The sequence below is a fragment of the Reticulibacter mediterranei genome (assembly GCF_016587455.1).
On sequence record NZ_BNJK01000001.1, the window covers coordinates 7,135,106 to 7,159,458 of the forward strand.

General features: G+C 52.5%; 19 protein-coding genes. 8 read left to right on the forward strand and 11 right to left on the reverse strand.

What is annotated here, in order from left to right; translation table 11 throughout:
• Window positions 1-23 precede the first annotated feature (23 nt).
• From K3T83_RS30875 to K3T83_RS30890, 4 genes are read right to left on the reverse strand one after another with little or no spacing between them, the layout of a single operon-like run.
• Window positions 24-857: a carbohydrate ABC transporter permease gene (locus K3T83_RS30875; protein ID WP_220206761.1), complete on the reverse strand. Its 834-nt coding sequence runs from the start codon at window positions 855-857 to the stop codon at window positions 24-26.
• A gap of 9 nt (window positions 858-866) precedes the next feature.
• Window positions 867-1,781, reverse strand: coding sequence for a carbohydrate ABC transporter permease (locus K3T83_RS30880; RefSeq protein WP_220206762.1), 915 nt, complete (start codon window positions 1,779-1,781; stop codon window positions 867-869).
• Window positions 1,782-1,809: 28 nt separating this feature from the next.
• Window positions 1,810-3,126, reverse strand: coding sequence for an ABC transporter substrate-binding protein (locus tag K3T83_RS30885; RefSeq protein WP_220206763.1), 1,317 nt, complete (start codon window positions 3,124-3,126; stop codon window positions 1,810-1,812).
• Window positions 3,127-3,148: 22 nt separating this feature from the next.
• Window positions 3,149-4,168: a LacI family DNA-binding transcriptional regulator gene (locus K3T83_RS30890; protein WP_220206764.1), complete on the reverse strand. Its 1,020-nt coding sequence runs from the start codon at window positions 4,166-4,168 to the stop codon at window positions 3,149-3,151.
• Window positions 4,169-4,456: 288 nt separating this feature from the next.
• Here K3T83_RS30890 and K3T83_RS30895 point away from each other — a divergent pair, with 288 nt between their 5' ends.
• Together K3T83_RS30895 and K3T83_RS30900 are read left to right on the forward strand one after the other, a co-directional pair.
• Window positions 4,457-5,788: a hypothetical protein gene (locus K3T83_RS30895; protein WP_220206765.1), complete on the forward strand. Its 1,332-nt coding sequence runs from the start codon at window positions 4,457-4,459 to the stop codon at window positions 5,786-5,788.
• 7 nt (window positions 5,789-5,795) lie between these two features.
• Window positions 5,796-6,188, forward strand: coding sequence for a hypothetical protein (locus tag K3T83_RS30900; RefSeq protein WP_220206766.1), 393 nt, complete (start codon window positions 5,796-5,798; stop codon window positions 6,186-6,188).
• An 84-nt stretch (window positions 6,189-6,272) separates the two neighbouring features.
• Here the strand turns inward: K3T83_RS30900 and K3T83_RS30905 are convergent, their stop codons facing one another.
• Window positions 6,273-8,600 (reverse strand): S9 family peptidase, encoded by a 2,328-nt coding sequence (locus K3T83_RS30905; RefSeq protein WP_220206767.1) that lies wholly within the window; start codon window positions 8,598-8,600, stop codon window positions 6,273-6,275.
• 242 nt (window positions 8,601-8,842) lie between these two features.
• Here K3T83_RS30905 and K3T83_RS30910 point away from each other — a divergent pair, with 242 nt between their 5' ends.
• The 3 genes from K3T83_RS30910 to K3T83_RS30920 all read left to right on the forward strand — a co-directional run bounded on the left by K3T83_RS30910 (window position 8,843) and on the right by K3T83_RS30920 (window position 12,018).
• Window positions 8,843-9,583 carry a CBS domain-containing protein gene (locus K3T83_RS30910; protein WP_220206768.1) on the forward strand — a complete coding sequence of 247 codons (741 nt, stop codon included), beginning with the start codon at window positions 8,843-8,845 and terminating at the stop codon, window positions 9,581-9,583.
• 2 nt (window positions 9,584-9,585) lie between these two features.
• Window positions 9,586-11,571, forward strand: coding sequence for an acetoin utilization protein AcuC (locus K3T83_RS30915; protein WP_220206769.1), 1,986 nt, complete (start codon window positions 9,586-9,588; stop codon window positions 11,569-11,571).
• A 198-nt stretch (window positions 11,572-11,769) separates the two neighbouring features.
• Window positions 11,770-12,018 (forward strand): hypothetical protein, encoded by a 249-nt coding sequence (locus tag K3T83_RS30920; protein WP_220206770.1) that lies wholly within the window; start codon window positions 11,770-11,772, stop codon window positions 12,016-12,018.
• A gap of 134 nt (window positions 12,019-12,152) precedes the next feature.
• On the opposite strand, the gene K3T83_RS30925 is transcribed toward K3T83_RS30920, so the two are convergent.
• From K3T83_RS30925 to K3T83_RS30940, 4 genes are all read right to left on the reverse strand, one after another.
• A complete protein-coding gene (locus K3T83_RS30925) occupies window positions 12,153-12,344 on the reverse strand; it encodes a hypothetical protein (protein ID WP_220206771.1) in 192 nt (63 codons plus the stop codon).
• 33 nt (window positions 12,345-12,377) lie between these two features.
• Window positions 12,378-12,884 carry a response regulator transcription factor gene (locus K3T83_RS30930; RefSeq protein WP_220206772.1) on the reverse strand — a complete coding sequence of 169 codons (507 nt, stop codon included), beginning with the start codon at window positions 12,882-12,884 and terminating at the stop codon, window positions 12,378-12,380.
• A 224-nt stretch (window positions 12,885-13,108) separates the two neighbouring features.
• Window positions 13,109-13,861, reverse strand: a complete 753-nt coding sequence (locus tag K3T83_RS30935; RefSeq protein WP_220206773.1) for a response regulator — start codon at window positions 13,859-13,861, stop codon at window positions 13,109-13,111.
• On the reverse strand, window positions 13,845-16,664 hold the full coding sequence (locus K3T83_RS30940) for a PAS domain-containing protein (RefSeq protein WP_220206774.1): 2,820 nt from the start codon (window positions 16,662-16,664) through the stop codon (window positions 13,845-13,847). Before K3T83_RS30940 ends, K3T83_RS30935 begins: the two co-directional genes overlap by 17 nt.
• Window positions 16,665-16,929: 265 nt before the next feature.
• On the opposite strand from K3T83_RS30940, the gene murD reads away from it, so the two are divergent.
• Entirely contained in the window at window positions 16,930-18,306 is a 1,377-nt protein-coding gene (murD, locus tag K3T83_RS30945; RefSeq protein ID WP_220206775.1) for a UDP-N-acetylmuramoyl-L-alanine--D-glutamate ligase, read from the forward strand.
• 179 nt (window positions 18,307-18,485) lie between these two features.
• On the opposite strand, the gene K3T83_RS30950 is transcribed toward murD, so the two are convergent.
• Window positions 18,486-19,145: an adenylyl-sulfate kinase gene (locus K3T83_RS30950; protein WP_220206776.1), complete on the reverse strand. Its 660-nt coding sequence runs from the start codon at window positions 19,143-19,145 to the stop codon at window positions 18,486-18,488.
• A gap of 497 nt (window positions 19,146-19,642) precedes the next feature.
• Here K3T83_RS30950 and pckA point away from each other — a divergent pair, with 497 nt between their 5' ends.
• Window positions 19,643-21,226: a phosphoenolpyruvate carboxykinase (ATP) gene (pckA, locus tag K3T83_RS30955; RefSeq protein WP_220206777.1), complete on the forward strand. Its 1,584-nt coding sequence runs from the start codon at window positions 19,643-19,645 to the stop codon at window positions 21,224-21,226.
• A 292-nt stretch (window positions 21,227-21,518) separates the two neighbouring features.
• Here the strand turns inward: pckA and K3T83_RS30960 are convergent, their stop codons facing one another.
• Entirely contained in the window at window positions 21,519-22,478 is a 960-nt protein-coding gene (locus K3T83_RS30960; RefSeq protein ID WP_220206778.1) for a zinc-binding dehydrogenase, read from the reverse strand.
• A 411-nt stretch (window positions 22,479-22,889) separates the two neighbouring features.
• On the opposite strand from K3T83_RS30960, the gene K3T83_RS30965 reads away from it, so the two are divergent.
• Window positions 22,890-23,927: a serine/threonine-protein kinase gene (locus K3T83_RS30965; RefSeq protein WP_220206779.1), complete on the forward strand. Its 1,038-nt coding sequence runs from the start codon at window positions 22,890-22,892 to the stop codon at window positions 23,925-23,927.
• The last annotated feature ends 426 nt before the right edge of the window (window positions 23,928-24,353 follow it).

Genomic DNA, 24,353 nt, shown 5'->3' on the forward strand with positions numbered 1-24,353 from the left:
GAGTTTTCAATGCTTGCAACCGTTTATTTCATGCCCGAGAGAACCAGCCCTCGAACGAAATAGCGCTGCGTACACAGAAATATGATCAGCATCGGGATAAAGAGGAATACTGCTCCGGCAGCCGTGTATTGCCATTGTGTGTAGTATTCTTGATTGAATAGTGTAAGCCCTATCGTCATTGTGCGCATCTCGTTACTGTTCACGATGATCAGCGGCCACAGTAACTCATCCCAGTGAAAGAGAAAGGTGAAAAGCCCCAATGTTGCCAGAGCCGGTCTGACCTGTGGCAGAATGATGCGCCAGTAGATGCCAAACTCTGAGCAGCCATCGATGCGGGCAGCGTCGATCAGTTCATAGGGAAGAGGGCGAATAAATTGTCGCATTAAGAAGATACCATAGGCGCTCATCATGAATGGGACGATCAATCCTTGATAAGAGTTGAGCCAATCAAGATTGGCCATCAGCAGATAGAGCGGGATCATACGCACAAAAAAGGGGATCATTAATGTGCCAAGTATGATCAAAAAGATGGCCCTCTTGAGTGGAAAGCGAAATTTCGCGAAGACATAGCCCGCCAGCGGATCAAAGAACAGGTGCGAGAGCGTAACGGCACCTGCTACGATTGCGCTGTTGAGAAAAAAGCGTGCAAATGGTGCGATCTGCCAGATCTCAAGATAATTTTGGAACTGCGGCACAGCGGGCCAGAGGACTGGTGTGCTGGCAAGTACCTCTGTGTCGGTTTGCAGAGAGAGCGAAAGCATATAGAGCAGCGGCAACAGCGCCAGTGCTGCAAAGAGAATGAGAACCGCATAGCTCACGCTGATACCAGCAATCTGTATTCCTGTTTTTTTGCTCATTATCCTTCCTCAATATTCGATATCGTTGCCACCGATGCGCAACTGTAGTGTCGTTAGGAGTAAGATGGCGAGAAACATAAGAAATGTCAGTGCCGACGCGTAAGCGATATTGTTCTCGTTAAAGGCGACGTTGAAGACGTGATAGACATAGAGCCGCGTGGCTTCTGCTGGCCCTCCCTGCGTGATGATCAATGCCTCGCTAAAAGCTTGCAGGCTGCTGATGACACTGATAATCGAGACAAACAGCGTTGTGGGAGCAAGCAGCGGGAGGGTGATATGGCGAAAACGTTGCCAGTGCGTTGCTCCATCGACGCTTGCCGCTTCAGCATATTCTGGCGGAATGCCCTGAAGTCCGGCCAGAAACAGGATCATAGTATACCCCACGCCGTGCCAGACCATGATCACTATCAGGACAGGTAGCGCTGCCTGATAGTTGGAGAGCCAATCCTGGGGAGGAAGCCCCAGGATTGCAAATACACGGTTGAGAATGCCGGTTGCAGGGTCCAATATGTTGCGCCACATCAACCCGACGATCACCCCTGATGTAATATAGGGTGTCAGCAGGCAGGCGCGCAAGATTACCCGTCCTCGTAATGGTTGATCCAGCAGGATTGCCAGGCCCAGCCCAATAATGATGCTAAGAACCGTGACTCCCAGCGCGAAGAGACCAGTTACTTTGAAGGAGTTCAGGACGCGTGGGTCTTGAAACGCCTGGATGTAGTTTTGTAGCCCGGCGAAAACACCACTGTCATTGTTTTGCAAGCTGCTCCATAGCTCTACACCAATTGGATAAAAGAAGAAAATGCAGAAATAGACAAATGCCGGGAATAAAAAGAGATAGGCGATGAGTGCCTGACGGCTCGCTAATCCCATACGTACCATGCGTACGGCACCCGCCTGATCCCGTGTTGCGATCAGACTCACAAGTTCCCCCTTTCGACGCTACATTAGCTTACGATTGTAAGGCTTTATTGCCTGCTGCGACGAAATCTTTTAGTGCCTGCGATGCAGAGACATTGCGATAGATGACATCCTGATAGGCTTTATCTAAGAGATCCGCAATGGCACCAGATTTGCCTGTAAGATCAAGCTGGGCGGACGCTGATTGTGCATAGTTCAGCCCTTCGGCGAAGGGGGCGATGCGATCTAATCCCTTGATCTCTGGATGTGTTCCCCAGGATTTGCGCGGCATCGTCAGACTAGCCTCTTTCGCTACTGCAACCTCAACATCAAGAGTAGTCAGGCGTTTGACCAGTTCCCAGGCCATATCAGGATTTTTTGCATCCTTTGGGATCATCAGGCTTGTTCCGCCAGTGTTGGTGGTCTGGACCTTTTTCTTTAAGGCTTGAGAGATGTTCCAATTGATATTGGGGCTGCTGGTCTGGATTGTCTTGATGTCCCAGGGTCCGGTGAGAATAAACGCAACCTTGCCAGCGGAAAAGAGTTGTTGTGGTCCCTGACTCGAGTTCACGACCGGCGGTAAAGGCGAGTATTTGTATTTGTGAATAATATCTGACTGGAACTGGAGCGCCTCGTAAGCAGCATCGTTATCCATTGGGATACTGTTGCTAGTCGGATCGTAGTATTTGACCTCATTTTGCAGGAACCAGGGCCACGCATTGGCGGATTGTTTGTTGAGTCCGACGCCATACACCCCGTCGTGCGTGAGTTCTTTTGCCATTGTCAGGAACTCATCCCAAGTTGTGGGTGCCTGTTTAATGCCCACTTTATCGAACATATCCTGATTATAGATGCAGAGAACGCAGGTCAAATGAAGTTGAATGCCGTAGACCTGCCCGTTGATCCTGTTGCGCTCAACTGCATAAGTTTGCCAATCGTTGGGATAGCCTATGCTCTTACCATCTGTATTTACATACTGTTGAAGAGACAACAGCTTGCCTGCGCGTGAGAATTCCTGAACCCAGCCACCGGGTTCTTCGACGAGATCGGGGACGCTATGCGAGGTAAAGTTTGCCAGCAATTTTGTACGCATGTCGGCCCACTGATACGGTTCCATCTCGACTTTCCAGCCTGGGTGATCCTCCTCGAATTTATTGACCACCTTTTTATAGGCGTTATACATATGACCGGTACTCCAGTAGACCCTAAGAGTTTTGGTAGATGATGAGCTACCACAGGCTGAAAGAATGGTGGGCATGGCTATGCCCGCTGTAGCAAGCTTGCCGCCCAGTTTGATCATCTCGCGACGACTGATTGATCGCTTAGAGGGGACTTCTGTAATGTCTGTTGTTGTAATGTTCTCTGACATGATAAACCTCTCCGGCATGGAATCAGGCGGAGGCGCGTAAAATGAGTTGCCATTGCAACTGATAGACGCGTCCTTCCTGTTCAGGATTCGCCAGGCGACTGAAGAGAAGGTCGGCAATGGCTGTAAAATCGAGATCGGCAGGTCCAACGGTGGTGATTGGCGGATCGGTGATTTCTCCCTCTGGAATGTTGCCAGCACCGATTAGCGCCAGATCTTCAGGGATACGTAGACCTATGCTGTGCGCCGCCCAGATAGCGCTGACCGCAGCAATATCCGAAGCTGCAAAAATAGCACTCGGCGGTTCTTGCAATCGAAGCAGATCCAGGGCGCTCTGATAGGCGTCGTTACGCGTTGTTGCTCCTGCGCAAATAAGTCGCTCGTCAATAGCGATATTGTGATCTTTGAGCGCCTGTAAATAGCTGGTAAAACGGTCATAGTGTTCCAGTCTGCTCGGTAAATTTTCAAAATGGCCCAGAAAAGCGATCCGGCGATGTCCCTTGCATAAGAGATAGCTGACTGCCTCATAGCATGTCTCAGCTTCCGTTGTCTGCACGACATCAAAGCCTTCTGCTGTGACGTGATTGCGCTGGACGACGAGCGGTAAGCCTGCCTGCACCAGCTCGGCAAAGTCTTCTTCTGCCCAGGTGCCATGCACGATAATTGCTCCATCTGCCAACCGGCGTTTGAGCTGGTTGAGCATATGTCGTTCGCGCTCCGGCGTATCAACCACAGAGATCATTACGGTGTAGCCATGTTGATCAGCGACCCGCTGGATATCTCTGATTAAGACATCGTTGACCGGCACGCCTATTCGGGGCAGAATCAAACTGACGCGTTCGGTGCGTTGCAAGCGCAGGCTACGTCCTATCTGATTGGGGACATAGCCAAGCGTGGTGACGGCATCCAGTACGCGCTGACGCGTTTCTGCGCTGATAGTGTTGCTTCTCTGGCGTCTTCCGTTCAAAACATATGAGACGGTCGCTGCCGATACTCCTGCTAACCTGGCGACATCCTTTGTCGTTGGTAGCGTTCTTCTACTCATGGTGTCCAAGCCACTCTCTCTTCAACCTGGTTAATCGATTCACCTACCCGACTATACCATGTATAACAATTCATGTCAATAATTTATAATAACCATATTAATTAGTTATTGTTTGTCGCCAGGCGACATTTTTTGTTGCTGGCCCAAATCTCCCATGTTACGATATTCTTTCTTTGAGGGTCGTTGATATATGATGAAGTAAGATGAACAATAATCTACCATTTTCAGTAGCGCCATATCGACATATGGCATATGCTGGTTGAGGCTGGAATTTGAGGTGAATATTTGTTGATAGATAGACGATTTTCTCCCGTATTGCTCTCTGTCCTGCTTGCTCTGTTGGGCCTGCTTTCTGCATGTGGATCATCCAGAGTGGGCACCGTTCCGCGTGGAACGCCTGATACTGGCAATGGGACTCCTGCGATCCTTTCAACGGCAACTTCAGTTGTTGTGCCTTCGGCCGCCGCCGGGACGATGGGCAAAACGTATGCCTTCATACGCAAGGATCAACTCTGGGTCGCGCTCAACGGTGCCACTGCTGTTCAGATGACGAATTTTAATTATGAGCAGGCTCCCAATGTCTTCTGGCAGCGTCCTCTCTGGTCGCCGGGTGATCGCTATCTGGCGCTGGTGATGAACGCCAGTCCCGCCGGTTTAGGTGGTGGTGGCTGTCCCGGACCCGATTTTGGGGCCAGTGGATCGCTCTATGTCATGGATGTAGCCACAAAGCAGTTTACAGCTGTGACTTTTCCGGCCATACAGAAGAATGTGCCAGTCAGCGGTGCGCCCCAGAATAGCAGCTGGGAATATGTATTTTGGGAGGACTCAATGCACTTGCTGGCGTGGTACAATGGCGTTGCGGGAAACGTAGGTAATACTGTGGGTTTGTACCGCTATGATGTCGCGGCAGGGAAGCTATCGCTTGTTCTCCCTTTGCGCACGCTCGGCGTTACGACGCTGACTGATCCTCAAAAAGGGATGCCACTCATGCTCTCTATGCGTTATAGCAAAGGGCAACTTTTTTATCAGGTCGTCGTACATCCTTTTGAACAGAAAAGTCAGTTGGTGATTTATCGTCATTCCATCGCACAATCCACTGCACAGAGCAGCAAGGTGTTCGATATGGGCAGCGAGGCGTGGTGTAACGACTCTGGCAGCGCGTACATGAGGCCGGGCTGGGATGTTTCGCCGGATGGTGCGCTGCTGGTAGCACAGCATATTCTGACTGGCGATGCCAATGCGGGCAAGAGTGCTGTGCAGGTTCATCGTCTTGATGATGGATCAGAGGCGCCTTTGTTTGCCCAGATGTCCCCTGATCTGCTCGCTCATGACCTTGCGTTGTCATGGGGGCCAGATAGCCAGACGGTGGTTGCGACTGAAAACCATCCGCTCTTGCAGAAGGGGCCGTCTGTGGCATCTCTCGCCGATCCAACGGCGATGCAGCAATATAGTCTTGCCTTGAGTGGGCAGGTCATCTGGCGCTCTGATAGCTCTGCTTTTGCTTTGCAGCAGGTGGATATGACAGATACCACTGGTATTTCTACAGTCTATGTGTTTCTCGTGGGTGATACACATGGGTATACATTGTTAACCAACGCCCATGAATTCGCTTGGGGATAAAGATAAGATGTCGTATGTACTCTGGACGCTGCTGAGCCTGATTTCATATGTTGGTGGTTTGATTATTGTCATCAAGGTCACGCCTAAATTGCAGACTCGCTCTTTTGACGAGGGGCTGTTCATGGGTTGGGCGATCCTTGATATTGTTGGGGCACTGCTGGCCTTTGGTGCGGTGTTTATCACACTTGCCGTGTTTAACGGCGCTTTTGCTATCCGTGTGCTGGATTTCTTGCTACTGATCGGGATTCTGATTATAGCGGCTCGTCTGGCGTATCAAAGCCTCAGTTCGCGCGCGTTAGCTGGTTCCGTCCCTGTGTCGCGCGTGCTGGTGGGAGGTTATGGCATTTTTCTCATGCTGGCCTCCTTCTTCTGCATTACGCAATTGTTTGTGACGAAATAACCGTAATCGAGCGATTTATCGCGGAAAATTGGAAGACTGCGGTAAATCGCTCGATTACGACATTTAAAATCACAAAACTCAGTATTAAACGAAATGTTCAAACCATTCGAGGCTGCGGCGCAAACGATCTACACGTTGCTGGGGCTGACCCACCTGGGGCCAATCCATCAGGTGGCTTGCGGAGGGATAGCTCACCAACTCAACTGTGCGTTTGCGCTTACGTAGCGCGACAAACAGTTGCATGGATTCGCTTGTGGGACAGCGCAGGTCGCTCTCGCCGTGCAACAACAATAACGGCGTGGTGATAGTATCTACAAAGGTCAATGGAGAGCGTTGTTGCTGTAGGGTTTCGTTGTCCATTGACAGATGAAACCAGATGGTCTGATCTGAGAGCAGCCCGGCAGTGACGATGGAACTGATCCCGTTGCGGCTCACAGCTGCTTTGAAGAAACTGGTCTGAGTGATCGCCCAGTTAGTCATATAGCCGCCATAGCTGATGCCACCGATGCCGACGCGTTTTTCGTCGATGGCTTCATGGGCAATGACATGCGCGACGCCTGCCATGAGATCGTGAAAGTCTTTGCCGCCCCAATCGTTGAGTATCCTGCGACAAAACTCCTCGCCATAACCAGCGCTGCCCCGGATATTGGGTGCCAGCACCGCATAACCTCGTCCCGCCAGTACCTGGAACTCGTGGATATAGGCGTCTCCCCAGGCTAGCGAGGGACCTCCATGTGGTGTGACGATCAATGGCGCTCTTGTGTTTTCAGCTAATGGTGGCAGGTAGAGAAAGCCCTCGATCTCCAGTCCGTCCGCACCTTGCCAGGTAATGCGTTTCGGACGAACCACCTGTCGTCCTCGCAGTAAGGTATCGTTGACTTTTGTTAGCTTGCGGAGATTCTGGCCGTTGCTGTCCATGCCCCAGATATCGCCCGGCGTAAACCAATCGGCGCGGACCAGGGCAACGCTCTGCCCATTATTGCTGATCTGAGCGCTGATATAACGTCCGTTGCCGCTGGTAATCTGCGTGCGGGTGTTCTGTTCCAGATCCAACCGGTGGAGGTGCAACTGGCCGCGTTCTTGTACTGGCACCAGGAGCGCTTTGCTGTCTGGATACCATTGTGGGCGGGCGAGATATTCTTCTCGTAGCTCATCGATGATCCAGGCCTGACAGGTCAATTGCTCGGCACCAGTCACGGCGGGATGGCCGATGCCACCTCCACCCGGAGAGACGATCCAGGGGGCAATATTGCTGGTTTCGGTCTGATCTGCGGTGTAGAGGTAGGCGATTTTTTGTCCATCGGGGGACCACGAGGGCATCTGAGCCAGCCCATCTTCGGGCGTCAGGCGGCGCAATTGTCCGGTGGCGACGGTCAGCACCCATAGCGCCATGCTCACGCTTAAATCTGGATCGGGACGGCGATTAGCGGCAAAGACTATTTCCTGACCATCGGGCGACCAGCACGATTGGAGCAGATCGACCGGCTCGGATGTGAGACGAATGGCTTCTCCTTCTAATGGTAGGAGCCAGAGTTGCTGGTGGCGTGCATATTTATAGCCGTCACCATCCCAATGTGCATCGATGCGGGTATAGATGTTCGCAGCGTTATTTGGTTGACTGTCGCTCTGATCGTCGCCGGGTTTCCAAAGACTATGGGCCAGGAGCATGGCTCCATCGGGTCGCCAGCTATACGCGCTTACACCCTGGGTCAGCGAACTCAACTGACGCGCCTCGCCGCCCCTCAATGACAAAAGAAAAATCTGAGCCGTCCCGGTGCGGTCGCTAACGAAGGCCAGCGTTCGTCCATCGGGCGACCAGCGTGGTTGCGAGTCGTGATACTCTCCGCCGGTAATCTGCCAGGGAGATGCATTTTTCCCACCAGCACTGTTGACGAGCCAGATCGCGCTACTGGTAATATTCTCTTCGGCATGGCATTGCAGGACGGTGAATGCGATCAGGCTGCCATCCGGCGAAATTTGTGGGTCGCCGGCAATTTGTAGCGCGAGAAGATCCTCGATGCTCATATATGGGAGCGCTGATGGTGATGGATGCGCCACGATGGTTTTGTTCTCGCTGGCTGGTTGAGCTGGAACTGCGGTTTCCGGTTTATCTTCAATTGCTGGTTGTTCGATTGTCGTCGCAGCCTCGCTAGCCGGACTTGCGCTATCTTCTACCGGAGCTTCCAGCGCTGCTTCCTGTTCTGGTATGGCAGGGGGATGTACTTCAGTTTGCTCGTCGATGGAATCTGTTGTGGTGTTGTTCGTAGACCCTGTTGGAGCGTTATCTGTTGTATCGGCGTTATCTGTTTCTTGCGCTGGGAGGTCTTGTGAGGCGGGAGGGGTGGCAGAGGCTTGATTGTTTTCTGCCGGGATAATTGAGTGTGGCGTTGGCATATCTTTATGATCTTCCATTCGCAGTCTCCTATATATGTTGAATACTACTTCTGGATCGTGTGACACGTCGTTAGTATACACCCCTTTGGCGCTTTTGCCACCGTTCGGCAATATGTGCGCGATGCCCGGTTCTGTTAGCCAGGAACATAGGAGCAACGGGACAACATATGCTATGATTGGGGTAGGCTTATTCTATTCTACGAGCAACCTGGCGAAGTGTTGCGGACGCTGTTCTATTTACTGCCCATAGGGAGCGAACTGTGATTATACGCGATATTATGACAACCCAATTGGTGACGGTGGCTCCTGATGATACGTTGGCTCGTGCGATAAGTCTATTTCGCCAGCACCATTTTCACCATTTGCCTGTAGCGCGAAGCGTCTCCGTACGAGATCCTCAACCTGACGACCAGGAGAGGCGCAAGGTGCAGCGTGTGCTGGCGGGAGTGCTGACCTCCCAGGATATCGATCTTCAAGCAGCTCTTGCCCGCCAGAACCCAGCCGCAGCAGGACAACAGTCCTGGCAGGAGCGCCTCGTTGCGGAAGTAATGCATCGCGGCCTTATCCGCGTCACACCAACCACCAGCGTTGCCGCCGCAGCCCAGATCCTGGTTGAGCGTAATTTAACGTATTTGCCGGTCGTTGAATATGCAGCGGAACAGGAACCGGCCCTCGCTGAACAGCAAGCAATTCTTGTGGGGCTGGTCACTCGTAGCGATTTATTGATGGCACTATCACGCGCGATGGGCGCTTTTGAACCCGGTATGCAACTGAATCTGGCTCTCCCTCTCGGCGATATGTCGTTTCTTGCTCGTACCCTCTTGCTGGCCGCCGAACTGCATATCTCCGTTCGCAGCATTCTGGCCGTGCCGGTGGATGATGGCGTACCACGTGTGGCAACTCTGCGTCTGGGGACGATTAATCCCGCGCCCTTGTTGATGCGCCTGCAAAAAGAGGGGATTCAGTATTCTTTTGGCAATGCGCTGGTTGAGGGAGAATAATTATGTCTGTTTCGCAAGTGTCACATGGCGTACGTATCGCGTTCGATCCTGCCGAACTGTGCTATAATTTTGGCCCTGAACATCCTTTGCAGCCTGCTCGCGTCGAGGCACTGCTCGATCTCCTGACCAAAAGCAGCCTGTGGAAGCCTGATGAGCCACAAACGCGGTTAGCTGTGCGCACAGCCACTCTCGATGAGCTAAAGCTAGCTCATACCGCCGATTATATCGAGGCCGTACAGCGCTTGAGTATCCCTGCAATAGAGGAGACCAGTCAGGAGCGCGCACGACTGGCACTACATTATGGCTTTGATGGGGGTGATACGCCAGCGGTGCCCGATATGCATGAGGTTTGCGCGACGATTGCCGGGGGAACGCTGGTGGCAATGAGCGCAGTGATGGGACTGCCGGAAGGTGGTTCTTTTGCTGACAATGAGCGGCCTTTGCATGTCTTCCATCCATCCGGTGGGTTGCACCACGCCTGGGCCGAGCGCGCATCGGGCTTTTGTATCTATAACGATGCGGCAGTGGCTATCGCGCACGTGTTGCGAGCAACAGAAGCGAAAGTGCTCTATATCGATTTTGATGCTCATCACGGCGATGGCGTTCAGCGAGCATTTTATGATGAGCCGCGCGTTATGACCATCTCTCTGCACGAAACGGGACGCTATCTCTTTCCCGGCACTGGCGATGTGGTGGAAACGGGCAATGGTGGTGCTCGTGGGTATGCCGTGAATGTGCCGCTGGAGCCGTTTACCGAGGATGATTCGTATATCGAGATTATGAATGCGCTGCTCACGCCATTGATCACGTCTTTTGCTCCCGACGTGCTGATTACGCAGCATGGTTGCGACACACATGCCTATGATCCATTGACGCACCTCAGCCTCACGACGCGTGGTATCCTGGCACAGATTAAAACAGCTCATGAATTGGCACATACCTATTGTGGTGGGCGCTGGGTGGCGCTTGGTGGGGGTGGTTATGATTTGTATCGTGTGGTACCGCGAGCCTGGAGCCTGGTGTGGGCTGAGATGTCTGAACAGGCGGTGCCAGAAGCGTTGCCGCCTGCTTGGATTGAGCGCTGGCTTCCCGCGTGGCAGGCAGGACAGGAGCATGAAGAGACGGCACAGATGTTGATGGGGAAGGCGTCTGCCGCGACCGGCTTCCCCACGACCTTTCTAGATCGTGCGGCAGACTTTCCCCCACAGCCTCGCCGCTGGTCTATCAGCACTACTAATCGGCACACAGCGGCTCTGGTGCGTCATCTCGTCGTGCCACCTCCGGTGCGTCAGGCATTCCCTTCGCCTCGCCATCGCTCGCCGCTTGCGGGACTTTTCGATCTCTTGCATCTCAATCGCGATGCAACCACCGCGCCATCGCGGACCAGAACGCTGCAAACGGAGCGCGGCCCCATCCTGATGCGCGATTTTTCGCCTCCATCTCTGATTGAACGCTTGCGACCGGATAGTGGCCTGAAGACATTCGCTCGACTTCCTGAGCGCGAACATCAGTTGCTGCTCACCATCGCAAAAAATCCTGATTGCGCGCTGACGGTGGCCCATACAACGATGGGTGAGATCGTGGGCGAGGTGACGATTGCTCCTGCCGATGAATGGTGGGAGGGCATTGAGAACCTGTACGAAGTGGCTATTGAGGTGAGTGCTTCGTGGCGCGGCCTGGGGATCGCTCGGAATATGCTCTCTTTCGCGCTTGAACTGGACGCGCTGGAGGATATGATCCTCTTTGCGATTGGTCTCTCCTGGCATTGGGATACCGAGGGGCTGGGAATATCTGTCTATCGCTACCGAGAATTGCTGGCTCATCTGTTTGGGACACTAGGCTTTGCGGAATATCCAACAACGGAGCCAAATGTTAGCATGGAACCATTCAATGTCCTGCTGGCCCGAATTGGTAAACGTGTTGATCAACGAGTTGCGAACCAGTTCCTCAGCCGCTTGCTTAGCTCTCCTAACCTCGCGATCCTATAGGCGAAAATGACGACAAGCGCAAGGCATTGTGGGCGACAAGCGCAAGGCATTGTCGCTACTGGACATTTTCTCCAAACTTTCTTATTATGTAGATAAGGACGAGATAAGAATGCTTGGAGAAATGAAACTCTCTTCTTATCTTATTCGTGCTAATTCCAGAGGTTGTAACAGGTATTCTAAAATATAAAGGGAACCGCGATGAAGGATTTATCCCAGCCATTCTTTGCTAATGACGATGATGACGATCTTTCACCAATGGATGATATCGATCAACTGTTTTTGCAGTTAGAGGTGGTTCAACCCCCTCCATCTCTGGTGAATACGATTCTGGCTTCAGTTGCTCGCCTGCCGCGCCATGAGTTCTTAGCGGACGTGACGGAAACCAGCGAATTGGAGCGGGAGATCGATGGTCTGGTCGTGCGCAATACACATTTGCAGCCCTCTTGAGGTTCCCTGGACCTGATAGATAAAAAGAGAGAGGCATCAATCGCCCGTATAGACCGGGTGGCTGATGCCTCTCTCTTTTCTAGCGTTGCATGCGTGGAGGGCGCAAGCACATCACTGCTGATTTTACCTGCCTGCTAGGAAGCGATCTGGTCGGTGAGCTTCCCTGTAGTGACAAGCCAACGGACGAATTCCATGCGCCGATGAGCCATTGCAGCCTGCTGCTTCTCTTTTTCTGCGTAATACCTGCGTAGTCTGCTCAGTTGGTCCATCTCGGTTTCGGCGAACCCGCTCTTACGTAACATTTCGCGATCATCTTTGCGGTCCATATGGAACCTCCTTTTTGGCTGATAATGACACAATTATTGAGGTGCTATCATCAACATGCGCTTGACACGCTTGAGAAGTGTCTGCATAGGATACGGTTTGGGCAGATGATCCAGGGTAATCCTGCTCTCGCCTCGGCTACGGATATACTGTCTCACTGCCGTTGTAGCGCTGGTTGTCACCAGAACGGGTATGCTGGCCGTAGTTCTCAACATTTGTAAGACCTCCCAGCCCTTGATACTGCCCGGTAATTCAAGATCCAACACTACAAGATCGGGAATGGCGCTACGAAGTGCGGTGATGGCGAGTTCTCCACTATGTACGGTGACGACGATGTAGCCATGAGCCGTTAAAATCTCAGATTCCAGGGTTGCCAACGTGGGATCATCTTCGACCACCAGGATGCGTTGTATCGTTCTGCTTGTCCCTTCCGGGATTTCTTGAGTCGGGTGTTGAGACACATGTATTTCATGCGCTGCACCCTGTAACAAACTCATATCGCCGTTGCCCGGCCCCGTGTCCACAGCTTCTTGCTCGTGCATGTCCGAAAACCTGCTTCTGCTATGCGTTCTTAACATTATGCTGTGTGAATGTGCCGCCGGTGCGACGGATACGGTGAGCAGTGGTCTTTTCCACCCTTTCACCTCTGCCAATAGTATACCTGACCTTCGGTGATAATCGCGTGAAGATTTGCGCCCTCATGTGAAAAGCGTGTGAATTTCTGTTTTTTGTTGCGAATTCATCGCTTCCTTGCTTCATAGCTATCCTATACGGCGTCGAGGTCGGGGGGAGGAACGTAGTAGCCAACGCCCAGTTCATTATGCAGGAAGCGTGGTTGGGATGGGTCCGGCTCCAACTTGCGGCGCAGATGGCGGATGAAGGTACGCAGATAGGTGTTTTCTCCGCTGTAGTCTGGTCCCCAGACTTTTTGCAGTAGTTCGCGATGGGTTAACACTTTGCCAGCATTTTTGGTCAGCTCACACAAAAGATCATATTCTGTAGGTGTGAGATGGACTTCCTGGCCCCCTGAACGGACATTGCGGCGAGCGAAATCGACAACCAGCCCGTTCTCTCCTCCTGTGCGATAAGTTGGGCGCTGAGCCTCGCTGCCCGTTGCGCTGCTGCGTAGTCGCGCCGTCTCTTCTGCTCGACGCAAGGCGACACGAACACGCGCGAGTAGCTCATTTAAGCTAAACGGCTTGGTCAGATAGTCGTCGGCTCCCTGGTCCAGCGCTTTGATTTTCACCGGCTCTTCATCATGGGCGGAGAGAACGATGACGGGCGCGCCGCTCCATTCGCGCAGGCGTCTCAAGAAGGTCAGTCCATCCAGTGACGGCAGCGAGAGGTCAAGCAGCACCAACTGTGGTTGGAAGATGGCGGCAAGGTCGATGGCCTGCGCTCCATCGCGAACAGCCTGTACGTAGAAACCTCGCGCCTTCAATTGTGCGAGCAAGAAGGTGCGCATTTGCGGGTCGTCTTCCACGCAAAGGATACGTACCTTTTTATCCGTTGTGGTCATCGTCTAATCCTCTAACTGGCTCTGATGTTATTGGCGTTGCTTCTCTGTCACGTTGATGCTTTTTCCGGCCCCTCTCTTCGGTATAGATCGGGAGGGTGAAAGAGAAGCTCGCTCCCTGCCCTGGGCTGCTCTTGAGCATGAACTGGCTGCCATGTGCCTCAACGATTCCCCGGCTGATGTAGAGTCCCAATCCGGTTGCGGGACTCCAACGAGCTGTGCCTCGTCTCCTCTCTACCGCTGGCTGTCCGGGCCGATCCAGCGCGGGGCGATTCAATGCAGCGAATGTGCTGAAGCGCATAAAGACCTCTTTTTGTTGTTCCTCCGTCATGCCCGGCCCCCGGTCTGTCACGCTTAATGTGACGCCTGTTGGAGTCTTTCCATCTGGCTCGAAGACGGTTCGGGCCTCCAACAGGACGCTGTCGCCTTCTGGCGCGTATCGAAATGCATTACTCAGTAAGTTCGTCAACACGTTTATAATCAGTTCGTAGTCACCCAGCACTGCTGGTAGGTGCGGCGAACTCTCAATTTGCAACTCGCGCTGCGAAGATGAGATGAGCGCCTCCAGGCGGTCTTGTAGGTCTTCAAGCATTTCTGGTATGATAATCGCCTCGTGTTCCAGTCTGAGTGCGCCAGCCTCGACTCGTGAGGCATCCAGAAAGTGGTTGACCATGCCCACGAGCCGATCTACCTGTTCGTCGGCTGTTTGTAAGAAATCATATTGCTCTTCTACCGACCATTGCAGATCGCGGGCGAGCAGGGCGCTGAGATGAGCGCGAATGTTGGCCAGAGGAGTTTTGAGTTCGTGAGCCATTGTGGTAAAAAAGTCTTCACGCGCCCTCTCCAACGTCTTCATCGTGGTAATGTCGTGCAAGACTAATACCGCGCTACTGACTGTCCCGCCAGCTGTGCGCACGGGAGCAGCATTGGCGAGCAAATGAAGCGTCTGACCGTCTGTTGTGAGAGCCTGCATCTCTGCTTCGCTGGCCTCTCCATTTTTGAGCGCACGATAGAGTGGCCGTTCTTCATATGGGACGTGCGCGCCGGATATGCCGTAGAGTGGGATGGCGCTAAAAATCGTTTCGCTATTGAGGCCAATATAGCGTTGTATCGCCCCATCTTGATGATCTTGAGCTTCCTCTCCCGGCGCACCCATGCGACAGAGCAAATGGGCCGCATGCTCGTTGATGATGGAGATTGTATTGTCCTCAGCATTGACCAGAATGACGCCCGATGGGAGCCGTTCGAGGAGCAAGGCCAGGCGAGCATTCGTCAATTCTTGCTCGGCCCTCGTTTGTTGGAGCGCCTCGTTCCGTTGGGCCAGCTCTGCGGTTCGGGCAATCACCTGTGCCTCGATACGTTCGCGAGCCGCTACCTCTTCTGTAACATCATGATAGACGATGATGAATGCGAAGATATCCCCAAAATCATCGCGGATAGGCGTGTAGGAGCAGCGCAGTGTGGAGGCCTGTCCATGCGTGCTGATGATCTTGAATTCGTCGATCTGCCCCTCTAACGCTCGTCGTTCAAGCTCGATTGCCAGATCAGGAACGTGCATAAAGTCTGCCAGCAGGATGGTGCCGCTTTGTGCCAGCGCTTGAGCAATGGGTTTGCCGATAATGTCATCGGTCCAGCCAAAGAGCTGGCGGGCGGCGTGATTGGCATCGGCCACGCGCCAGCGCGGATCATAGATAACAACCCCGTCGGGGATGGCCTGCATCATATTCTCTTTTTGATGGGCCTGCCTACTGGCTGCACGCGCCCAGCGATCCACGCTACGGAAGAGGCGCGCGTTATGGATCGCCAGCCCTGCCTGAAGCGTGAAACGTTCCAGCAAGCGTACTTCCTCCGCTGGATAGCCGCGCGTTCTGCGATGATAGACCTCGATGGTGCCCAAAACAGCTTGCTTGTGAGTCGTCTCCTGAGCAGCATCTTTCACCGCTCGCTGATCCACTGCATGATATGGTTCAAAAATGGGAACGCAGAGCACGGAGCCGGGACGTGTGGACTTGCCCTCATCATCGAGCAAGGGCAGGTCGATCTCGGGTGCCAGCCGCGTATCGGTGATGATCAGGGCGTGCCCTGCTTGTTCGGCGCGTCCCAGCAGTGTCCGTTCTGTGACCGGTGGATGCCAGTCTTGCGTCCACAGCCCCTTATACGCGACGATTCTTGCGCTCCGGGCGGGTTCGGCTGGCAGTTGTTGCGGCTCTTCATAGCCAGGGATATGCGCGTCTGTACTTGGCTGGTCGGCCAGGATCACGGCACAACGCGTAGCTCCTACCATTTCTTGAATCGCCTGTAAGATGCGATCTAATACCTGGGGGAGCGCTGTTGGGCTGGAGATAACCGCCGATATATGATGAATAGCGTTCTGGTATATGCGGGCGCGGACCGTTTCGGTGACATCTTCTATTGTGATTAGCAATGCCGGGCCGTTTGCGCGCTCTTCCTGGCTGTGCGCGAGAGGAGGCAGCGCCGGAATGCGCTCAATGGCAACGCGCCAGTAGGTGCGGCCTCTAGATTGCAGAAAACCTTCATAGGGTACTTCGGCATGCTCGATGCGCTCTCCAGTGGCGGCGACGTGTTCCAGTATAGGACGGGCAACCTTGAGAACAGGAGGCGAGATCATATTGTCCACGTTGTATCCAATCACGTCCTGATAGCTCCAGGGTTCCTCCAGGAGTGATTTCAGATAAGGGTTGATGTACCGAATACGCAAATCGCTGGCATCGAGCATGGCGATGCCGATAGAGACATGTTCAAAGACGTATTCGGGCTGCACGACCTGTCCGGGCTGCATAACCATATGTTTCTAGATACTCTCTGGTATATTGCATTTCGGCTGCCGGATTCTTGAGAGATCTGGTAGCGGTCTTGCGCTGACAAATAACGCGAATGATGGATGGGATAGTTGTGTTCACCCTCAATTATACTGTTTTTTTGGTTCCTTGTCTTTGTGCAAATGTTATATTTGTTTCCGACGCGCGATTCTGCTATTATGGAGACCGATCACCACCTATAATGATGTGTTGAATGATGCGTTCAACGCCGACGAAATGAGGATTGCTTTTATGGATCTGCGTGGTAAGCGTGTTCTGGTGATGGGGTTGGGCCTGCAAGGGTCGGGTATGGCAGCGGCCCGTTATGCAGCCCAGCAGGGTGCCAGTGTGCGCGTAACAGATATGAAGTTGCCCGATGTGCTGGCTCCCAGCGTACAGGCTCTCTCCGGGCTACCGATAGAGTTTGTGCTGGGACAACATCGCGAGGAAGATTTTATCTGGGCCGATGTTGTTATTCGTAATCCTGGCGTTCCTCGCTCCTCTCCGTATCTCTTGCTTGCTCAGGAGCATGGGGCGCGCATAGAGATGGAGATCGCTCTCTTCTTCCTGGCCTGTCCCGGCAAGATTATTGGTATCACCGGGACTCGTGGCAAAACGACCACCTCCACGCTCATTTACGAGATATTGCGCGCTCACGGTGGCTCTCCCGTTGTGCTGGGCGGCAACGTGGCTGGCGTGGAGACGCTCTCCCTGCTCCCTCAGATTACGGAGGAGACGCTCGTTGTGTTAGAACTGTCGAGCTGGCAACTTGAGGGACTTGCTCCCCATGCAATCAGCCCTGCCGTCGCTGTGATGACCAACGTTTATCCCGATCATCTCAATACATATCGCGATATAGAGGAATATGCGGAGGCGAAGGCGAACATTTTTCGTTTTCAGTCGTCTCAGGGGTTGGCGATCTTCAACTATGACAATCCCTGGACGCGCCGTTTTGGTGAGGAGGCTCCGGGTCAGGTCTGGTTTACCAGTATCGAGCGTGACGGCAGCTTTGCTCGCACATCCCTTACAGGTGGTGACCTTCGTGTTGATCCCTTCCGTTTTACCGACACGCCTTTAAAGGGCCGTCACAACCTTGAGAATATTCTGCTCGCCACCACCACTGCGCGCCTGCTTGGTATCCCTGACGAGAGCATCGCCCAAACGGTGCGCCGGTTCGAGGGTGTCGCGCATCGTTTGCACGAGTTTCGTGTGCGCGACGGGGTGCATTTCATCAATGATAGCACCAGTACAACTCCTGTGGCGGGTCGCGTTGGCATTGAGGCGTTTGCGGGCAAGAATATTGTGCTGCTGGCGGGAGGCAATACCAAGCATTTGCCGTTAGAACGCTGGCCTGAGGCGATTGTGCGCTATTGTCGCGACGTGGTCTTGCTTGCTGGTTCTGGCACCGATGAACTGGTGCCAGCTTTGCAGGAGGAGGCGCAACGGCAGGAAGTGAGCAATCCTGTGCGGGGAGTGTTTTCAGATTTTAAAGAGGCGCTCAATGTCACCGTTGCCCTGACGCGACCCGGTGATATCTTGCTCTTCTCTCCCGGCTTTACTAGTTTCGGCATGTTCCTCAATGAGTTTGATCGCGGCGACCAGTTTGTTGCGTATGTGCAGGCACTCTAACGAGCGATACTACATATATCGTATTTGCGCGCTTTATCGCACTTGTAGTGTACAGAAGATAGTCACGATAAGGCGCGCAAATACGGATCATGCAAATATTGCTATCAAAAAAACATATTTACCATGCAAGCATAATATTTTGTGTATCACCTTCTGCCTGTTGAAACGTGTCTATCTTGTTATTCCAGATATTCTACCGGATGCAGGCGCGTTTTGATGGCGGCCAATTCTTCTGTCGTGGGCAAATCTTCCCAGAGAGGGGCGATATAGCCTTCTTCCTCCAGATAGAGAAGGATGCGTAGAGCGCTGCGTTCGGCCAACTCTGTTTCCGTATCGATGCATAGTTCAGCCTTTGCAGGCTCCTGATACAGACTATCTTTCACAAAGATCTCGCTCTCCTTTTGATGCAGACGACGGCGGCGTTGTGACAACGAGCAATTGAGGTACACCTCGATAAAATGCTCAATGTGTTCACGCGCATGGCTACGAGCTGCCTCGAAAGGGGAGACGGAAGTTGTGATCGTGATGACGCCGTTGCGTGCCAGAATCGCGCAGAGATAGGTGACGAAGGCATCATAGCCCGGAATATGGCTCCGATCCCCCTTGATGGTTTCGTCGATGTGCAATTCGCGTTGGAGCCAGTAGGAGAGTGTGCTGCTATCGATGATCTCGACTTTATAGCCACGCAGGGCCAGCGCATTCTGGAGCAGAGTTGCGAGGGTACTTTTGCCGGTTCCATGCAGGCCAGTAAACCAGAGGGTGAAGCCGAGATAATTGCTTGCAGAGATCATTGACCAACCGGGCCATCGCTGCCATGTTTGTTGGGGGCGCTGAGCCATGCCATACACTCCTTCCTTCTAAATAAGGCTATGAGTTGAACACGCTCGAATAGTTGAGTGACGTTATATGTCCTCTCCTTCGTATATAAGTGTAACATTGATTGCCATGAAAGTACATGCATTTTTATGTTGTTTGATCTGAGATGCGAAAAAGCAATGGCCGAATTATGGATGGCGCTCGCGTCTTTCTCAGTGACAAGCAGAAACATCTGGCATTTGCTCGGATGAGGGGGATTGTTTGTCGTCGGATGCGATTGATAAGTTGGACAATAATCCATGTGCGAGGGACATGGTGGCTTATCAATCGCATCTTTCTTTGTTGCTTTTATAGACATTTTATGCTGTTCGGGTTGCGTTTCCGGCGTCAGTTGTATTAAACTAACGGTGGTTAGGGGCAAGCGTATCATCTCATACTCCGTCCGGGTAGAGTATGTTGCACCATCGCCGTTGTTGAATGTGCGCTTATAAATAAGATGCCCCAAAGGAGAATGAATAAAATGACAATGATGATGAGTAGGAAGGCTCTGGAGGATTATGGGCTGGTAAATCTCGGTACGATCAACTGGAATTTGCCACCTGCTGTACTTGCCGAGCGTGCGCTTGAGCGTAAAGAAGGCGTGTTTGCATCGAATGGTGTATTTGCTGCAACCACCGGAGTACATACAGGGCGCTCTCCTAAGGATAAATTTATAGTTTCTACTCCTGAAAACACTGCTAAAATCTGGTGGGGTGAAAATAATCACCCGATGTCTATTGAAACTTTTGAGGTGGTTCGACGTAGTCTGGCCGATTATTTGCAGGGTCGTGATGTCTTTATTCTTGATGCCGTTGCCTGTGCTGATCCGCGCTATCGTATGCCTGTGCAGGTGATTACTGAACTGGCCTGGCACAATCTCTTTGCGCGCCAGTTGTTCTTGCGTGCTAACGAGAGCGATCAGACCAGCGAGCGTCCGGGCTTCACTATCCTGTGCGTTCCTCATTTCCGCACGAATCCTCGTGTGCATGGAACTCGTTCTGACGCCGCTATTATTATCGATTTTGAGGAGCGACTGGTATTGATTGCCGGGACAGAGTATGCTGGCGAGATGAAAAAGTCCATCTTTACGGTGCTCAACTTCATCTTGCCTGCTCAGGGTGTGTTGCCGATGCACTGCTCCGCTAATGTTGGCCCTGCCAATGATGTGGCGCTGTTCTTCGGTCTTTCTGGCACCGGCAAGACCAGCCTTTCAGCCGATCCTTCGCGGCGCTTAATCGGTGATGACGAGCATGGTTGGGGCGAGAATGGCGTCTTCAATTTTGAGGGTGGTTGCTATGCCAAGTGTATCAACCTCTCACAAAAGTATGAGCCTCAGATCTGGAATGCAGCCCGTTTTGGGGCTGTCTATGAGAATGTGGTGCTTGATGAAAAAACGCGTGATCCCCGCTACGAGGACGATTCGTTGACCGAGAATACGCGTATTGCCTATCCGGTTGACTTTATCGAGAACGTTGTTGAGGATGGCGTGGCTGGACATCCCCAGGCGGTCATTTTCCTCTCGGCTGATTCGTTTGGGGTGCTGCCACCGATCTCGAAGCTGACAACTGAGCAGGCGATGTACTATTTCCTGTCGGGCTACACAAGCAAGTTGGCGGGAACGGAGGCGGGTGTCACGACGCCGCAGGCGACGTTTAGCTCGTGCTTTGGTGCTGCCTTCTTGCCATTGCGTCCTGGCGAATATGCCAATCTGTTGCGTGAGCGAATCGAGAAGCATAATGTTCGCTGCTACCTGATTAATACGGGTTGGACTGGTGGACCATATGGCGTGGGGCAGCGCATTAATATCAACTACACGCGTTCAATGGTCAAGGCAGCCATCAGCGGCGAAATTGACAAAGCTGAGATGGTGTCAGATCCGATCTTTGGTTTGCTCTCTCCCACATTCTGCCCGGATGTGCCTTCCAGCGTACTTTCTCCGCGCGATACCTGGGAGGATAAAGACGCCTATGATCGTCAGGCCGCAATGTTAGCCGAGCTGTTCAAGAAAAACTTCACACAGTTCACGCTGACAACCGAGTCTGTTCGCAGCGCTGGACCTCGCTAGCCGAAATCGAATAGTATGGTTGTTGGGGGCCATCCACCAGTGGTGGGTGGTCCTTAATAGTGTGTTGGGATCGAATAGTGTCAACACCAACCTATTATTATTTTTTTTCTACTGCCGATACTAGAGAGTAGGGCAGCGATAAGGATCAATTTTTTTTCCTGGGACAACCTGGACGCAGGTTCTACCTCCTTTCTGGTAACGAGGGACGCTTGTTATGATGGCAGAGCATGGTACTTCTCCTGTTCCATGCTCTGCTTTTTCTCTGATGGCTTTGTTTCTAGAAAAGTTGCTTCTATGAGATATGCAAGACCGCTTTCCCGGGGATGCGGCGGTCCCGGAATTGCTGAACGATCTTGGTAATCTCTGTCCAGGGAGCCTCTATGCCAATCAGTGGATGTAAACGCTCCTCTGCAACCAGATGCATCAGCCTGGCGAGTCCTTCCGCTCCAGCTTTGCTTTTCAGCTCTACAGGCAAAACTAGCGTGGATAGATTAATGTTGCCCGCCTGCATGAAAATCTCTCCAAGATTCAGCGTCACTTCAAGGCCATCCATCATTCCCAGGCCAACGCAAAGACCTCCAGGGACGAGAAGGCTACTCAACGCTACTGCTAGCGCGTGGCCTCCCAGCACATCGATAATCAGGTCGTAAGGACCGAACTGCTGTGCAACGGAAAGATCTGCACCTTTTGCGATGTGGCGAACTCCGAGCGCTTTCACGCTTGCAATATTCGCTTCCTGCCGTACCGCTCCAACGACAGATGCTCCTGCTAGTTGAGCCAGTTGACATGCAAAATGACCGACACCGCCGGAAGCTCCAGTGACTAGAACGTTCCTATGAAGAAGAGATCCGCCCCTCTCCAACGCGTAAAGGGCGGTCAATCCTGCGGTTGGGAGAGCAGCTGCCTGGGCAAAAGAGACCCCGTTTGGGATCTCCGCAAGATCTTTCGTTGGGACAGCAACGAGCTGTGCTCCGGCTCCAAAGCGAGGAGCAACGAGAAGTCCTGCTACTCTGCTGCCACTCTTTGGCCCTGATCCATCAGCGGCTGCTTGCTCAACAGTACCCGCCAGATCCCATCCTAGTTGCCCTCCTGATTCCGCCAGCGATATTCTGTAGATATCACCCACGTTAAGCGAGATAGCATGCACTCGAACCAGTGCTTCTGATGGTGTAGGAATTGGACGCTGAACTTCGCGTATTACCAGATGTTCGGCAACCTGGTGATCAACGACAATTGCTTGTATTGAATCCATTAGCTTCTCCTGAATATTCTCCTTTAGATTTGGTCATTATTACAGACAACTCTCCTGCCTTGAACGGTGAGAGGAGCCAGATCACATATGGACTGGTCAGTACTATTATGGAAGAGCACTCCGATTTACAACAGGAGTGTGTTGAACATAGGTGTGGGAGTAACATTTTCAGGCCTGGTTAGAAACAAGAGTAGCGGTCTTTTGGACGTTACACGTCCAAAAATCTTGCGATGTCCGTCCGATTTTGCGATCCCATCGCAGACTTTTTCTATGTATACTGCAAAAACCTTGCCTTTTTCTTTATTCCATGCAATAATTTTTCTATCAGCTATTCTCACTATCGTCTGTCTCACAGCAAAAATCTGTTAAAAAACTCTTTATACTTGTGCATTATGAATGGAAGGCAGCCTTATGAGATTGTGGCGGTACGGACATGCTATCGAACATCTGGGCCAGCGCTATCATCTGGAAGGGTTCCTGGGCAGTGGGGGAATGGCCGATGTCTGTCTGGCCTGGGATGAACAGGAGAAGCGCGAGGTAGTCATCAAGGTTATCAAGCCTGATGAGCTTGACCAGAGGGCGCTTGATCGCTTTGTGCAGGAGGCCACACAGATCGCGCAATGGCATCATCCCAACATCTTACACATCTATGGCGACCTTGCATCAGAGTCGATCGATCAAACTCAGGCAGTTCCTTATATTGTGATGGAGTATGCTCAGGGAGGTGATCTCCAGAAGCGCTTGAACCCTGGTCAGCCCTATCCGTTGAGCGCTATTCTCTCCATCTTTCCGCAGTTATGTAGTGCTATCTCCCATGCTCACAAACAAGGGATTATCCATCGTAATCTCAAGCCACCGAATGTGCTGTTTCGCATTCTGCCTGATGATACCGAGCAGGCGGTAGTGAGCGATTTTGGGCTGGCCATAGAGGTTGATGCCGCTCATTATACCTATGCTCGTGGCAGCATGCTCCCTTATATGGCCCCCGAACAACTGCGTGGCCAGACGCTTCCTGCCAGCGACATCTTCGCTCTGGGCGTGATCCTCTATCAACTCTGCACTGGTCGCCTTCCTTTCAGGCGCACACTGCTTGATTTGCGACCCGATGAGCCACTCAAACCGCCTCTGTCGCCTAGCCTGCTACAACCGCTGTTGCCTCGCGAACTCGATGAGGTCATCTTTACGGCGCTTGCCGATGATCTGGCGCAGCGTTTCTCTGATGCGATACAGTTCTGGGAAAATGCTCGCACGGCCCTGCTCTCCCCACCAGCGCGCTCTTCTCATATCCATCAGTTCTCCTTTCGCTCAGCTTTGTCATTTCCTGATGACCCAATGCAGCCAGCTGTATCGGATTGTTCGCGATCTGCACGGGGCGAGAAGCAGGAAGAGAACGCGGATACTGAGCTTGAAGGAGGTGATGTAGAAAACCCTCCTGGCTCTGTGCAATAGGCGGAGGACGAAATCTGCGAGGGGCATAGGCCGAAACGCACAAAAGGTTGGAGGTCTCGTTCATTTCAAGTAGTGTCAGAAGAAAGAAAAAGAGATCGCTGACTTTGAAAAGGAGCAGGAATGAGCGTTTAAATGAATAAGCGGAACAGACTGATGCGTCTGGTGGAGAGATTGGAGGCAAACAGACAGTGTATAACATAAGGCGTTTTTGAACGTGTTAATAGAGGGGTAGGAGAAATGTTGGCAACAGGTTGGTCCATCTTCGCCTGTTGGCTGGCACCCCACTGTGGATCAGGCGGGATTGGCTTCCGAATAGCCCCTCTCTCGGAGTAAATCCTGCCCCACATTTTCATGGTATTCTCTCCACACGAGCAGATAAAGGGTATCAAACCGCAAGAAAACATTCCGACAGGTCTTTCAGATTCC